Raw genomic sequence first — 13,187 nt, 5'->3', positions numbered from 1 at the left:
GCGCAAGGGCGGCACGTCGCACCGCATTGCGAGGAGCGGGCCTTGGTGCTAGGCGCGCGGACCATACCGAAACCATAGCAGGGGGCGGGCGATCCGCAGTCGCCCCTCCCCACTTCGCATCACGACAGGAAAGAAGAGCAGCACATGGCCGACGAAGGCGACATTCTCACCGATCTGGGCATGGACGGCCCGGCTGGCAGCAACGGCAACGGCGCCGACAACGGCCCTGCCGCGGGCATCGTGACGCAGTATATCAAGGACCTGTCGGTCGAGAATCCGAACGCGCCGGCCTGCTATCAGTGGCAGGACCAGCCGCAGATCGACCTGCAGTTCAACATCGCCTCCAACCCGGTGAACGACGAGATCAACGAGGTCGAGCTGAAGATCACGGTCGATGCCAGCTGCGAGAGCGGCAAGATCTACCTGATCGAGCTGCATTACGCGGCGCTGGTCGGCATGCGCAACGTGCCCGACGATCAGGGACACATGTTCCTTTATGCCGAGGCTCCGCGCCTGATCTTCCCCTTCGCCCGCCGCATCATCGCCGACGCGACGCGCGACCTGGGCTTCCAGCCGCTGATGATCGATCCGATCGATTTCAACGGCCTCTACATGCAGCGCCTGGCCGAGAAGGGCCAGGAAGAAGGCATGGGGTCCGTGCCCGGCAGCGCGGACGCGAACTGACGACCGCCACCGCCGGGCCGCGCGAGGGAGAGCCATGCATGCTCCCGGCTGACCGGCGGATCGTGGGCGGAGAGTCCCGGTGAATCTGGTCAAGTCGCTCGGCTCGGTCGGCGGGCTGACGCTCGTCAGCCGGGTGCTCGCGCTCGGGCGCGACGCGCTGCAGGCGCGCTATGTCGGCGCGGGCTTCGCGTCGGACGCCTTTCTCGTCGCCTTCCGTCTGCCCAACATGTTCCGCGCCCTGTTTGCGGAAGGGGCCTTCTCCGCCGCCTTCATCCCGATGTTCAACCGCCGCGTGGCGGAGGGCGGCGGACGGCACGCCGGGGTGGATTTCGCGGAGCGGACGCTGGCGATCCTGCTGCCGGTCCTGATCGTTTTCACCGCGGCGATGATGATCGCCGCTTGGCCGGTGACCTACGCGCTATCGGGCGGGTTCAACGATCCGACGCCCGCGCAATTCGCCTATGCGGTAACGCTGTCGCGGATCACCCTACCCTATCTGCTGATGATCTCGCTGGTCTCGCTACTGGGCGGAATTCTCAACTCGCTGGAACATTACTGGGTCAACGCCGCCGCACCGATCCTGCTCAACGTGGCGATGATCACCGGGCTGGGGCTGTTCCATGGCGAGAACCCCTACGAGACCGCCTGGGTGCAGGCCCTGTCCGTAACGGCGGGCGGTGCCCTCCAACTGCTGTTCCTGATCTGGGGCTGCCGCCGCATCGGCTTGCGCCTGAAGCTGCGCCGCCCCCGCATCGATCCCGAAATGCGACGGCTGTTCAAGCTGATCCTGCCCGCCGCCGCCGGATCGGGCGCCATGCAGATCAACCTGCTGGTCTCCACCGCGCTGGCCGGCAGCCTGCTCGATCCCGGCGCGATCAGCTACATCTACTACGCCGACCGGTTGAACCAGTTGCCGCTGGGCCTGATCGGCATCGGGCTGGGCACCATCCTGCTGCCGACGCTGTCGCGCATGCTCAGCAACGGGCAGGACGAGACGGCGATGCATACCCAGAACCGTGGGATCGAGCTCGCCCTGTTCCTGACCCTGCCCGCGACGGTCGCTTTCCTGACCATCGCGGAGCCGATCATTCGGGGGCTGTTCCAGTACGGGGCCTTCAGCGCGAGCGATACCGCCGCGACGGCGGGCGTGCTCGCGGCCTTCTCGCTCGGCCTGCCGGCCTATGTCCTGATCAAGGTCCTGACGCCCGGTTACTACGCACGTTCCGACACGAAGACGCCGGTGCGGTTCGCGATGATCGCCATCGCGCTCAACATCGTCGGAAACGTGGCGCTGATCCCGACCATCGGCGTGCTCGGCCCGCCGCTCGCCACCGCCTTCTCGGCCAGCGTCAATACCGCGTTGCTGTACCTCACCCTGCGCCGTCGCGGCCAGTTCGCCGCAGACCGGCAATTGCTCCACCGCCTGCCCCGGCTGGCGCTGGCAGCGGTCGTGATGGGGGCGGCGCTGTTCGCGGTTCGCCCATTGGTGGCACCGTTCATGGCGGGGACCATGGGGTGGCGGGCGGCGGCGCTCGCCGTGCTGGTCGCGGGCGGGGGGATCGTATACCTCGCCGCCAGTTTCGCGACCGGCGCCTTCCGGCTAAGTGACGTGAAGGCGCTGGTCCGCCGAACGCCCCCGCCCCCGCAAGAGGACACCGAATAGATCATGCGTATCGTTTCCGGCATCCAGCCGACCGGCAATCTCCACCTCGGCAACTATCTCGGCGCGATCCGCAACTGGGTCCGGATGCAGGACGCGCTTGCGGAAGGGAGCGAAGCGCTGTTCTTCCTGGCCGATCTGCATGCGATCTCGATGCCGCACGATCCGGAGACACTGCGGCGCGGTACGCTGGAAATGGCCGCGGCGCTGGTCGCCTGCGGCATCGATCCGGCGCGCTCGGTCCTGTTCAACCAGGCGCAGGTGCCCCAGCATGCGGAGCTGCAATGGCTGCTCAACGGTACCGCGCGGATGGGCTGGCTCAACCGGATGACCCAATGGAAGGACAAGGCGGGCAAGAACCGCGAAGGGGCCAGCGTGGCGCTGTTCGCCTATCCGGTGCTGCAGGCGGCCGACGTCCTGCTCTACCAGACGACGCACGTGCCTGTGGGGGAGGACCAGAAGCAGCATCTGGAGCTGGCGCGCGACATCGCGCAGAAGTTCAACAACGATTTCGCCCCGAAGGATGAAAACGGGGAGGAAGCACCGGTGTTCACCCTACCCGAGCCCTATATTCCGCCGGTCGCCGCGCGGATCATGTCGCTGCGCGACGGGACCGCGAAGATGAGCAAGTCCGATCCCAGCGACATGAGCCGGATCAACCTGACCGACGATCCCGACGAGGTGATGAAGAAGGTCAAGAAGGCGAAGACCGATCCCGAGCCGCTGCCGTCGGAGCGCGAGGGGCTGGACGGTCGTGCGGAGGCGCTGAACCTCGTCACCATCTACGCCGCGCTGGCGGACGAGCCGGTCGATGCGGTGCTCGCGACCCATCGCGGGCAGGGCTTCGGCGCGTTCAAGCCGGCGCTGGGCGAATTGCTGGTCGAAACGCTGCGCCCGATCTCCAGCCGTTTCGGCGAGCTGATGCAGGATCGCGAGGCGCTCGACGCGATCCTCGCGCGCGGCGCGGCGAAAGCGCGCGAGCGGGCGGTACCGACCCTCGATGCGGCCTATACCGCTCTGGGGTTGGTGCGCGGCTAGAGCGTGGCGGCGGGAACCGCGCGCTCCGCCAAGCATCTGATATCGATAGGACTATTCAATCCGGGTTCAGCCCGACTATGATAGGCAACGACTCATCGTAGGGCATGCTTGTCTGCGCCGTGGCGGGTCAACCGCAGTCGCTTCGCATCCCGAACCAACGAAAGGGTTGCAAACAATGACGAAATTCTCGCTTCTCCATCCGGCGAAAGGACGCCTGTTCAAGGCGGCATCGGTGCCGTTGCTGCTGGCCAGCCTGGCCGCGTGCGCATCGCCCTTCTCCGCCGACGTCTCGCGGTTCCGCACGCAATTGCCGGCGCCGCAGGGCCAGACCTTCGCCGTCGTGGCGGAAGACCCCGCTCTGCAGGGCGGCCTCGAATTCTCGCAATATGCGAACTACGTCGCGGACGAGATGCAGCGGCTCGGCTACACGCGCGCCGCATCGCCCGAGACGGCCAACCTGATCGTCCAGTTCGACTATGGCGTCGATAATGGGCGCGAGCGGGTCCGCTCCACCGGTCTGAACGATCCGTTCTACGATCCGTGGTACGGCTATTCTCCGTATTACCGCAGGCGTTTCTACGGAGGCTGGGGCTACGGTTTCTACGATCCGTGGCTCGCCCCCGGCCCCGACATCCGCAGCTACACGGTCTATAACAGCGACATCGAGCTGAAGATCGACAATCGCGCGACGGGGCAGCGACTGTTCGAAGGCCGCGCCGAAGCGGTTTCGACCAGCAAGCGCCTGCAATATCTGGTGCCCAATCTGGTCGAGGCGATGTTCACCGACTTCCCCGGCGATTCGGGCGAGACGGTCCGCATCACCGTTAAGCCGGAGGACGGCGGGCGCCGCTAGAACAGCGCGCTGCCTCGTTAGGTACATGACAACCGCCCGGGGCCATGGCGTTCCGGGCGGTTTCTTTTTTCGGGGCGAGACACGAAGGAGGAGCGTTGCCACGCTGGCCGCCGCGGGGCGGCGAAGGGATGTTCCCGCCGCCGACGCGCCACGGAGATGGATAGCCCAAACGCCGGAGCGCGGGCGTGGCTGGGGCGACAGGTCGATAGACGGGCGCGATCTTTGCGGGGCGCGATGGACACGGGCGGCCCGTTTCTGCTTTACCACAATTCATGAAGCGCTCTCTTCTCGCCGCCGCGACAGCGGCGCTATGCGTGCAGCCAATGATCGCGCAGGCCGACACCGCGCCCGATCCGTTGGAATTCGTCGATCCGATGATCGGCACCGGCCCCGAAGGACACACCTTCCCCGGAGCCACCGCCCCCTTCGGCATGGTGCAGCTGTCGCCCGATACCGATGCGACCTGCACCGTCCGCGACTGCTACGCCCACGCGGCGGGCTATTCCTACCACGATCCGACCATCCAGGGATTCAGCCACACCCATTTCTCGGGCGCGGGGCATTCCGATCTGGGCGATGTGCTGATGATGCCACAGGTGGGCGCGGTGCTGCTCGATCCCGGCAGCGCGGACGATCCGGATGCGGGCTACCGCCAGCGTTTCAGCCACGACACGGAGATCGCCAGTCCCGGCTATTACGCGGTCACACTGGCCGATAGCGGCATAAGGGCGGAGCTGACCGCGGGCACACGGACCGGCGTACACCGCTATACCTTCCCGGCGGGCGAGGAGGCGCACCTGCTGCTCGATCTGCGCAGCTCGCTCTACGACTATCCGGGCAAGGTGCTGTGGTCGGGGCTGCACCTGCGGCCCGACGGGGTACTGACCGGCTTTCGCGAAACACGCGGGTGGGCACCGGGGCGCAAGCTGTATTTCGCCATGCGCTTCTCCGCCCCGCTGACCGGTCACGCCTTCCTCGATCGCGACGAGGACGTGCCATACAAGGGCTTCCAAGGTCCCGGCCGCGGCAGCGAGGCTCTGGCGGAGAAACTGGGCAAGGCGCTGGAGGCGCGGCTCGATTTCGGCCAGCTCGACGCCCCGCTGGAGGTGCAGGTCGCTTTGTCGGGCGTCGACGAGAACGGCGCGGTGGCAAACCTCGCGGCCGAAGGCGCGGGCTTCGACACCACGCGCGCAGCGACCGAGGCGAAGTGGCGCGAGGCGCTGGGGCGTGTGGATATCGCAGCGCCCGGCCCGATGCGGACCAATCTCTACACCGCGCTCTACCACGCGCTGCTCGCGCCCAGCGTGTGGAGCGATGCCGACGGGCGCTGGCGTGGGCCCGACGACCAGGTGCATCGGGCCGAAGGCTATACCCAGCGCTCCACCTTCTCGCTGTGGGATACGTTCCGCGCGGAGCATCCGCTGCTGACGCTGGTTCAGCCCGAACAGACCACCACCGACACCGTCCGCTCGCTGATCGCGAGCCAGCAGGCGAGCCCCTGGGGCATCCTGCCCGTGTGGCAGTTCGCGGGGCGCGAGACGTGGACCATGATCGGCTATCACGCCGTGCCGGTGATCGCCGACGCCTATATGAAGGGCATGCGCGATTACGACGCGAACGCGGCGCTCGATGCGATGGTCGCGAGCGCGACCTACGCGCCCTATGGTGGCTTGGGCGATTACATGAAGCTTGGCTACGTGCCGATCGACCGCGAGCCCGAAGCGGCATCCAAGACGGTCGAATACGCCTATGACGACTGGACCATCGCGCGCATGGCGCGGGCGATGGGCAGCGACGACGTGGCGCAGCGGTTCGAGCGGCGCGCCGGATACTGGCGCAACAGCTTCGACGCGAAAAGCGGCTGGCTGCGCGCGCGCAAGGCGGACGGCAGCTTCCGCACCCCCTTCGATCCGACCGCGATCAATTACGGCTCGGATTATACCGAGGGCAATGCGTGGCAGTATTCGTGGTTCGTGCCGCAGGACCAGGCCGGGCTGTTCGACCTGCTCGGCGGCGACGCAGCGGCGATCGCAAAGCTCGACGCGATGTTCGACTTCGACAATTCAGGGATCGACTACAGCCATGCCGAGGACATCGCCGGGCTGATCGGGCAGTACATCCACGGCAACGAGCCGAGCCACCATGTCGCCTATCTCTACGACTTCGCCGGTGCGCCTTGGAAAACGCAAGGACGGCTGAAGCAGATCGTCGACAGCCAGTACAAGCCGAGCCCCGACGGCCTGTCGGGCAATGACGACCTCGGCCAGATGTCGTCGTGGCTGATGTTCACCGCGCTCGGCTTCTACCCCGTTACGCCGGGATCGAACCAGTACGCGATCGGCCGCCCGTTCGTGGATCGTGCCGCGATCACCCTGCCGAACGGCAAACGCTTCACGGTGGAGACCATAGGGCTGTCGGACGATCACCCCTATGTCGGCGCGGTCGAGCTCAACGGCGAGCCGCTGACCCGCAGCTGGATCGGCGACGACGAGATCCGCGCCGGGGGCACGCTGCGCTTCACCATGCAGGCGCTGCCGAACAGGGACTGGGGCCACGCGAAGTCTGCGCGCCCCTATTCGATGTCGGCTGCGCGCTAGGTCAGCCGCCCACGGCAGCCGTGTCGTTGGCGCGGTTCGCGTCGGGCAGCTTGTGGTCGGGGTCGATCGTCGCGCTGACGACCGTCTTGCCTGCCGGGATCGTAACTGCGGTGGCGCTGTTCCGGATCCAGCTATCGGCGGGCAGGCGAATGTCCTCCTGACTGCCGTCGGCGTAGGAGACCCGCAGCGTCGCGGGCATGACCAGCCGATCGTGGCTGCCGACCGTAATCTTCGTCATCCCGTCCGTTCCCGCCTCGATCGCGTCCACACCCAGATCGAGCGACCAGTTGTGGGCAAACCAGCCGCGCCAGAAATAGGACAGGTCCTCCCCCGCCCCGCTTTCCATCGCGCGGAAGAAGTCCGCCGGCTTGGGATGCTTGTACGCCCAGGCATCGATATAGCGGCGGAAGGCCGGATCGAACCGTTCGGGCCCCAGAATCTCCTCGCGCAGCAGGACCAGCCCCAGCGCGGTCTTGAAGTAGGTCAGCGGGTGGCGGTATTTCTCGACGATCGTGTCGGTTCGCGCGAGGATCGGCGGCGCGTCGGCATCCTGCAGCAGTGGCAGGATCTCGTCCACCGGATTGCCTCCGCCGGGCGCGTATTCGCCGTCGCGCTTGGGCGCAAATTCGCCATCGTTGAAATCCTCCGACTCGTAGACGTCGATGAAGGTGTTGAGCCCTTCGTCCATCCACGCGTGGCGCCGCTCGTCCGAGCCGACGATCATCGGGAACCACGAATGGCCCAGCTCGTGCGCGGTCAGCCAGAACAGCATGGTGTCGGGCGTGTCCGCCCCGTCGAAGGCGAGCCCCGGATATTCCATCCCGCTCTGCGCGCCACCGACATTGACTGCGGTAGGCCAGGGATAGGGATACCACCGGCGCGAGAAGTTCTCGATCGTGTCCTTCAGATATTCGGTCGAGCGCGCCCAGCCGTCGGCCCCGGCAGCCTGCGGCGGATAGACCGACATTGCGAGCGCCGAGTTGCCGCCCGGCAGGTTGATCCGCGCCGCGTCCCACGCGTAGTCGGGCGAGGCGGAGAAAGCGACGTCGCGCGTGTTCGCCATGCGGAAATGCCAGGTCAGATCGCCGCCCCGCTGGGGCCGGCTCGCCGGATCGCCCACTTCGGCGGGCGTGCGGATCATCACCGTCGCGTCGCTGGTGCGCGCCTGTGCCAGCCGCTCCTGCTGGCGCTTCGTCAGCACCTCGCCCGGATTCACCAGTTCGCCCGTCCCGGCGACGATCATGCTGGCGGGCACGGTGACGGAATAGTCGAAATCGCCGTATTCGAGGTAGAATTCCTGCCCGATGAAGGGCGCGGTATCCCATCCGCGCACATCGTCGTAGACCGCCATGCGCGGATACCATTGGGCAAGGTCGTACATCGTCCCGCCCTTCACCTGGCCCCAGCCCATCCGGCCGCCCCACTCGCCCGGAATGGTGAAGTGCCACGCGATGCGGACGCGGATCGTGCCGCCATCGCCGGCGAGGCTTTCGGGCAGCATGATCTGTAACCGCGTATCGTCGACCAGATATTTCGCCGCGACCGTGCGACCGTCCCGCTCCACCTCGACCCGGTCGAGCACCATGCCATCTGTCTGACCGCGCGACGCCCCGCCGCCCGCGAACACGGCCCGGCTGCGGTCCTTGTAGATGTTCTGGTCGAGCTGCAGCCACAGCGAATCGAGCGGTCCCGGGCTGTTGTTGGTGTAGGTTATCACCTCCTCGCCCGTCAGCGTGGGCGCGGTCGCATCGGGGTGGAGCGTGGCATTGATCGTGTAATCGGCGCGGTTCTGCCAGTATTGCGGGCCGGGCGTCCCGTCCGACGCATGATAGACCGTGACCGGCAAATCCTTCTCGAACGGCGCGAAGGCGGCCTGCGGATCGTACTGCGCCGCCGCGGGCGTGGCGACGCATACCAGCGTGAGCGCGGACAGAAACGGGCGGAGGGATAAAACTGCCATGGGGCGCGCGGGCCTTTCTGCTGGAGAGCGAACGTGCGAGCACTGCATGGGCCGCCCGCAACGGTCAATGCTCGGCGAGCCTAGACAACACGCGGTCCCGCGTTCTAGCGGCGACGCCCATGACCGCGAACAAACCCGGCGATCCCACGACGCTCAACCGCCTGTACGGCCGCTCGAAAGGCAAGGCGCTGCGCGCGAGCCAGCAGGACCTGCTCGACAAATTGCTGCCGCAGGTTGCGGTGCCAGAGGACGGCGAAGTGACGGCGGAGCGGCTGTTCGGCCAAGCGGCGCCGCTGCATTTCGAGATCGGCATCGGCGGGGGCGAGCATCTGGCATACCGCGCCGACATGCTGCCCGATCACGGCTTCATCGGCGCGGAGCCCTTCGTCAACGGGGTGGCGCAGGCGCTGACCCATGTGCGCGACGGGCCAGAGGGCAACGGGCCGCTGCGCAATGTGCGCCTGCATATGGGCGACGCGCTGCAGGTGCTCGATCGCATTCCGGACGGATCGCTCAGCTTCGTTTATCTGCTCCATCCCGACCCGTGGCCCAAGGCGCGCCATGCGAAGCGGCGGATGATGAACGACGGGCCGGTGCGAATGATCGCCGACAAGCTGAAGCCGGGCGGCGAATTCCGCTTCGGCACCGACCACGCCATCTACCTGCGCCACGCGCTGATGGTGATGCGCCGCTTCACCGATGAGTTCGAATGGCTGGTCGAAGGGCCGAAGAGCTGGCAGCGCCGCCCCGGCGGCTGGCCCGAAACCCGCTACGAAGCGAAAGCGCGCAATGTCTTCGAGCACGAGGTGTGGTACTTTCGATTCAGGCGACGCTAGACTACGCTGATGTTGTAAAAACAACGACTTAGCGCAAAACACTTACGCCAGAATTGCCTCCAATTCGCCCCTTTTTCCGCTTGCGTGATTACCCGGTGATTGCCAGAAAAGGCCACGAGGTATCGCATGGCAACAGGAAAAATCAGCAAGCGCGCGGTCGATTCGCTCCCGGTTGGACCAAAGGAAAACTATCTTTGGGACACCGATCTCAAGGGCTTTGGCGTCAAGATTACAACTGCTGGATCAATCAGTTACATAATCCAGTTCCGAATGGGCGGACGAGAAGCGAAGACCCGTCGTTTCACGATCGGATCACATGGATCGCCTTGGACACCGACTACTGCACGCTTGGAAGCTGAGCGATTGTTGGTGATTGTTGCGCAGGGCATTGATCCGGTTGATGCGGAAAAGCAGCGCCGCCGGGAAGCTGTCGACCTCGCCTTCTCGAATTACGCTGACCTCTTCACTCGCTCCTGCAAACGCGAGGGATGGCGTCGCCTCGTGGAGCGATCCATTCGCCTCTACCTCAAGCCCACATTCGGAATGAAGGCGCTGCCAGCGATTACGAAGATCGACGTCGTTTCGGTTCTCGATCAGATGCCGCCCAAGCAGGTGGCAAACCGGCGAAATGTCTTTGCCGTTATGCGCCGCCTGTTTCGCTGGGCCGTCAGTCGCGGAGATATCGATCGCAATCCGATGGAGGGCATGGAAACGCCGCCTCCGGTCAAGCCACGAGAGCGCTGGCTCAAGGATGGCGAACTCCGCCATATCTGGAATGCGGCGCCGGAATGTCATCGCTGCTTTGGTCCAATTGTCAGGCTTCTGATCGTAACCGGACAGCGCCGTGAAGAAGTCTCCGGGATGCACTGGCAGGAGCTCAGTCGCAGCGAAAGATTATGGACCCTGCCCGGATCTCGAACCAAGAACGGAGAACCTAACTCCATTCCCCTCAACGATCTTGCAATCGCCGAGCTCGACCGGGAGGCTCGCGGCGAGAGGTGGCCGCGTAAGGGCCGTGTTTTCGCGACAGCTAGCGGGGCGGGCTTTACGGGATACGCCAAAGGGAAGGTGAAGCTCGACAGCCTGATCGAGGAACGTTGCGAAGAGCCGCTCGAAGCCTGGCGCCTTCATGATCTACGACGAACCCTCGCAACGAACTTCCAGCGGCTTGGCGTTCGGTTTGAAGTCACCGAAGCCGTTCTCAACCATGTGGGCGGATCTCGCGCCGGAGTCGCCGGCATCTACCAGCGCCACGACTGGAAGGACGAAAAGCGCCAGGCGCTCGATGCCTGGAATGACCACCTCGCGACGGTTCTGTCCGAGAGTGGGGAGACGACCTAAAATATTGGCGAGGGCTAGGGCGTCTGCTGGTTCAAACGTCCGACAAGAGCGGGTACCAGATCCTCAATGTGTTGATGATATGCGCGTACCGCTCGGTTTGAGCCATCGAACCCTTGCTGCGCTTTTCGCTCAATTTGCTCAAGGGCATGCGGCGCGCCAGGCCAAATCACCGGCTCGAGTTCACGTAGCGGATGGAGTCTGTCGCTAATGCGTTCGACCAAATGTACGCGAAACCGATTGCCTGAGCTTGCCGCGATGTCTCTGAAGGCGCGCGCCAATCGGTCGGCATAAGCACCTCGCGTGTCGTTTGATCCTTCGTTGATTGTCAGTGATTTGTGATCGTTGTCGGGAGCCTGCTCCAAAAGCAGGGCGTTGACTTGCAGAATGTCGCGCAAGGCCTGTTCGGTAAGCAGCGGTACGCGAAATCCTTCGCCGGGCGTGAGGTCGACCAGCCCTTCACCGACAAGCTGGTTCAGGCTGTCTCTTACCGGCGTCATGCTCACTCCGAAATCGTCAGCGAGTCGCATCGCCTCAAGCTTCGTACCGGCCCGGAAGCGCCCTTCCAGCAATGCATCTTTCAACCGCCTGTACGTAGGCTCGAGGACGTGAGCGGGACTCATCGTCCGCCGCGGCGCGTCTTGGCGAACTCACGAACCGCTTCTTTCTGGTCGGGGCGCAGACTATCGGTTGCCTGAGGGAATTCGGGCACCTTGTCGCTCAGCAAAACCGACGGGCATTGCCCTTCGAAATTACCCAGGTTCGGACGGTGCTGCACATATCCGGCGAGCTCGGCGAGTTCGGGAGAGAACTCTTTTGCTACTGCTGGTGGATGGGCCAGCCAGAGATTCTCGTAGGGTTTGAGCCAGCCGAGACTGTAGCCGATTACGACACCGCGGCGGACATCCTCGGTCTGGTTTGGTCCCGCTCCATGGACGGTGGAGCCGAGAAAGCAGATCGCATCGCCGGGCTTGCAAACAGCTACTATGGGATCGTCGAGACTTTCGAGATTGTCGACAGGCTTCCTGTGCGTCCCGGGGTAGATGCGTGTCGCGCCATTGAGGCGAGTAAATTCGGTCAGCGGCCAGATGACGTTGAGAAGATATTCGTGATCGCCCTTGCGGCCTGCCCACATATCCTGATCGCAATGCGGAAACTGTTCTATCTCGCCGGGATGGATCGCGATCGCCTGGGCGACATTGAGCTGTATCCGGTCGCAGGCGCTGCCGAGAATTGCGCGGGCGAGCGATAGGACTAGCGGCTGCAGGACTAGATCGCCTGCGACCTGCGACCGGCGAAGCAGGCTTCCAAACCGTTTGGTCCGATGGCCATAGAAGTCTCCCTTGCCGAGGGGCGCCTGCGCAAATGCACCTTCCAGGTCGGCATCGAGTGCGGCGATCTGTTGCTCGGCGACAAGCTGCGGAATGATGCAATAGCCATCCTCTTGCAGCTGATCGAGCCAATGCGCCTCCCTCGGCCCAGTCATGCTGCCAGCTCCATGCCGCCATAGGCTTCCGGCTTAGGATTGCGGCAGTAGATCCCTGCGTTGGCGAGTTGCGCGCGTGTATCTTGGTCGATGTCGATCCGAAGAGCGACAAGCTGCTGCCCATCGATAGAAACGCACGGTCCAAGCTGCTGGCAGCGCCAGCCGAACTGGGCGATCTGACGGAACCAGGGCACTGGGGCGACCGCCGAATAACCAGAGATCCCTTCCGATATTGCAAAATCGGCGAGTGCGGAGACGAGCTGGTTGCGGACACTCCGGCGATCAGCGCGCGGCAACGTGGGATCGATACAGAATCGGGTAATCTCGCGAAATGCCTCATCCTGCGGAACAGGTCCGGTGCACAGCTGCGGAAAGAGATCGCGTAAGATATGAGGTCCATCAGAACGCAGGAGCCGGGCCGATGCGCGATGCTCGCACTTTTCGCCGGTGAGGACGAGATAGGCGGCCGAGGGCGTATCGAACTGGTCGATTTCAAAGGTCCCGTCGAGCACCGGAACGTCCCACCCAAGAAGATCCACGAACACGCGCTTGCGCGCCTCGAACATGGCGCGAAGTGCCGGATCGACCAAGTTTGCACCATTTATACCGCTGCTTTGCTGCATGAAGATTACCTGTGAACTTGATGACTGCTCGCATCTCATCAAATCCGGATAGGCAGCGACATACCAAGAACTGGGGAGGGCCACATCTGGCGCTCTACAGGGGAGAGTTTAC

General features: G+C 64.6%; 11 protein-coding genes. 7 read left to right on the top strand and 4 right to left on the bottom strand.

Annotated features, from left to right (window positions below; all coding sequences use genetic code 11):
* Positions 1–144: 144 nt before the first annotated feature.
* From secB to F7D01_RS08320, 5 genes are all read left to right on the top strand, one after another.
* Positions 145–684, top strand: a complete 540-nt coding sequence (gene secB, locus F7D01_RS08340; protein WP_215227164.1) for a protein-export chaperone SecB — start codon at positions 145–147, stop codon at positions 682–684.
* A gap of 79 nt (positions 685–763) precedes the next feature.
* The gene (gene murJ, locus F7D01_RS08335; protein ID WP_215227163.1) at positions 764–2,347 is read left to right on the top strand and encodes a murein biosynthesis integral membrane protein MurJ; all 1,584 of its coding nucleotides are present in this window, start codon (positions 764–766) and stop codon (positions 2,345–2,347) included.
* 3 nt (positions 2,348–2,350) lie between these two features.
* Positions 2,351–3,382: a tryptophan--tRNA ligase gene (gene trpS / locus F7D01_RS08330; protein WP_215227162.1), complete on the top strand. Its 1,032-nt coding sequence runs from the start codon at positions 2,351–2,353 to the stop codon at positions 3,380–3,382.
* Positions 3,383–3,557: 175 nt separating this feature from the next.
* Complete coding sequence (locus tag F7D01_RS08325; protein WP_215227161.1) at positions 3,558–4,235, top strand: DUF4136 domain-containing protein; 678 nt, start codon at positions 3,558–3,560, stop codon at positions 4,233–4,235.
* A gap of 272 nt (positions 4,236–4,507) precedes the next feature.
* Positions 4,508–6,832 (top strand): GH92 family glycosyl hydrolase, encoded by a 2,325-nt coding sequence (locus tag F7D01_RS08320; protein ID WP_215227160.1) that lies wholly within the window; start codon positions 4,508–4,510, stop codon positions 6,830–6,832.
* Position 6,833: 1 nt separating this feature from the next.
* On the opposite strand, the gene F7D01_RS08315 is transcribed toward F7D01_RS08320, so the two are convergent.
* Positions 6,834–8,792 carry a M1 family metallopeptidase gene (locus F7D01_RS08315; RefSeq protein WP_215227159.1) on the bottom strand — a complete coding sequence of 653 codons (1,959 nt, stop codon included), beginning with the start codon at positions 8,790–8,792 and terminating at the stop codon, positions 6,834–6,836.
* A 119-nt stretch (positions 8,793–8,911) separates the two neighbouring features.
* Here F7D01_RS08315 and F7D01_RS08310 point away from each other — a divergent pair, with 119 nt between their 5' ends.
* Together F7D01_RS08310 and F7D01_RS08305 are read left to right on the top strand one after the other, a co-directional pair.
* Positions 8,912–9,628, top strand: a complete 717-nt coding sequence (locus F7D01_RS08310; protein WP_215227158.1) for a tRNA (guanosine(46)-N(7))-methyltransferase TrmB — start codon at positions 8,912–8,914, stop codon at positions 9,626–9,628.
* A 126-nt stretch (positions 9,629–9,754) separates the two neighbouring features.
* Positions 9,755–10,969 (top strand): site-specific integrase, encoded by a 1,215-nt coding sequence (locus tag F7D01_RS08305; RefSeq protein ID WP_160661909.1) that lies wholly within the window; start codon positions 9,755–9,757, stop codon positions 10,967–10,969.
* 14 nt (positions 10,970–10,983) lie between these two features.
* Here the strand turns inward: F7D01_RS08305 and F7D01_RS08300 are convergent, their stop codons facing one another.
* From F7D01_RS08300 to F7D01_RS08290, 3 genes are read right to left on the bottom strand one after another with little or no spacing between them, the layout of a single operon-like run.
* A complete protein-coding gene (locus tag F7D01_RS08300; RefSeq protein WP_230279203.1) occupies positions 10,984–11,550 on the bottom strand; it encodes a GntR family transcriptional regulator in 567 nt (188 codons plus the stop codon).
* 35 nt (positions 11,551–11,585) lie between these two features.
* Positions 11,586–12,452 (bottom strand): phytanoyl-CoA dioxygenase family protein, encoded by an 867-nt coding sequence (locus tag F7D01_RS08295; protein WP_215227157.1) that lies wholly within the window; start codon positions 12,450–12,452, stop codon positions 11,586–11,588.
* The gene (locus F7D01_RS08290; protein ID WP_050775909.1) at positions 12,449–13,075 is read right to left on the bottom strand and encodes an acyl-homoserine-lactone synthase; all 627 of its coding nucleotides are present in this window, start codon (positions 13,073–13,075) and stop codon (positions 12,449–12,451) included. The genes F7D01_RS08295 and F7D01_RS08290 overlap by 4 nt, the downstream gene beginning before the upstream one ends.
* Positions 13,076–13,187 lie beyond the last annotated feature (112 nt).

The sequence above is a fragment of the Erythrobacter sp. 3-20A1M genome (assembly GCF_018636735.1).
GTDB lineage: Bacteria > Pseudomonadota > Alphaproteobacteria > Sphingomonadales > Sphingomonadaceae > Alteriqipengyuania.
The sequence above is the reverse complement of the archived record's forward strand: the minus strand, read 5'-3'. Positions and strand labels throughout refer to the sequence as shown.

Excerpts from the sequence above, each read along its gene's own strand:
- F7D01_RS08320 (WP_215227160.1), top strand. The coding sequence starts at position 4,508 with ATGAAGCGCTCTCTTCTCGCCGCCGCGACAGCGGCGCTATGCGTGCAG.
- trpS (WP_215227162.1), top strand. The coding sequence starts at position 2,351 with ATGCGTATCGTTTCCGGCATCCAGCCGACCGGCAATCTCCACCTCGGC.
- F7D01_RS08305 (WP_160661909.1), top strand. The coding sequence starts at position 9,755 with ATGGCAACAGGAAAAATCAGCAAGCGCGCGGTCGATTCGCTCCCGGTT.
- F7D01_RS08290 (WP_050775909.1), bottom strand. The coding sequence starts at position 13,075 with ATGCAGCAAAGCAGCGGTATAAATGGTGCAAACTTGGTCGATCCGGCA.
- F7D01_RS08325 (WP_215227161.1), top strand. The coding sequence starts at position 3,558 with ATGACGAAATTCTCGCTTCTCCATCCGGCGAAAGGACGCCTGTTCAAG.
- F7D01_RS08315 (WP_215227159.1), bottom strand. The coding sequence starts at position 8,792 with ATGGCAGTTTTATCCCTCCGCCCGTTTCTGTCCGCGCTCACGCTGGTA.
- secB (WP_215227164.1), top strand. The coding sequence starts at position 145 with ATGGCCGACGAAGGCGACATTCTCACCGATCTGGGCATGGACGGCCCG.
- F7D01_RS08310 (WP_215227158.1), top strand. The coding sequence starts at position 8,912 with ATGACCGCGAACAAACCCGGCGATCCCACGACGCTCAACCGCCTGTAC.
- F7D01_RS08295 (WP_215227157.1), bottom strand. The coding sequence starts at position 12,452 with ATGACTGGGCCGAGGGAGGCGCATTGGCTCGATCAGCTGCAAGAGGAT.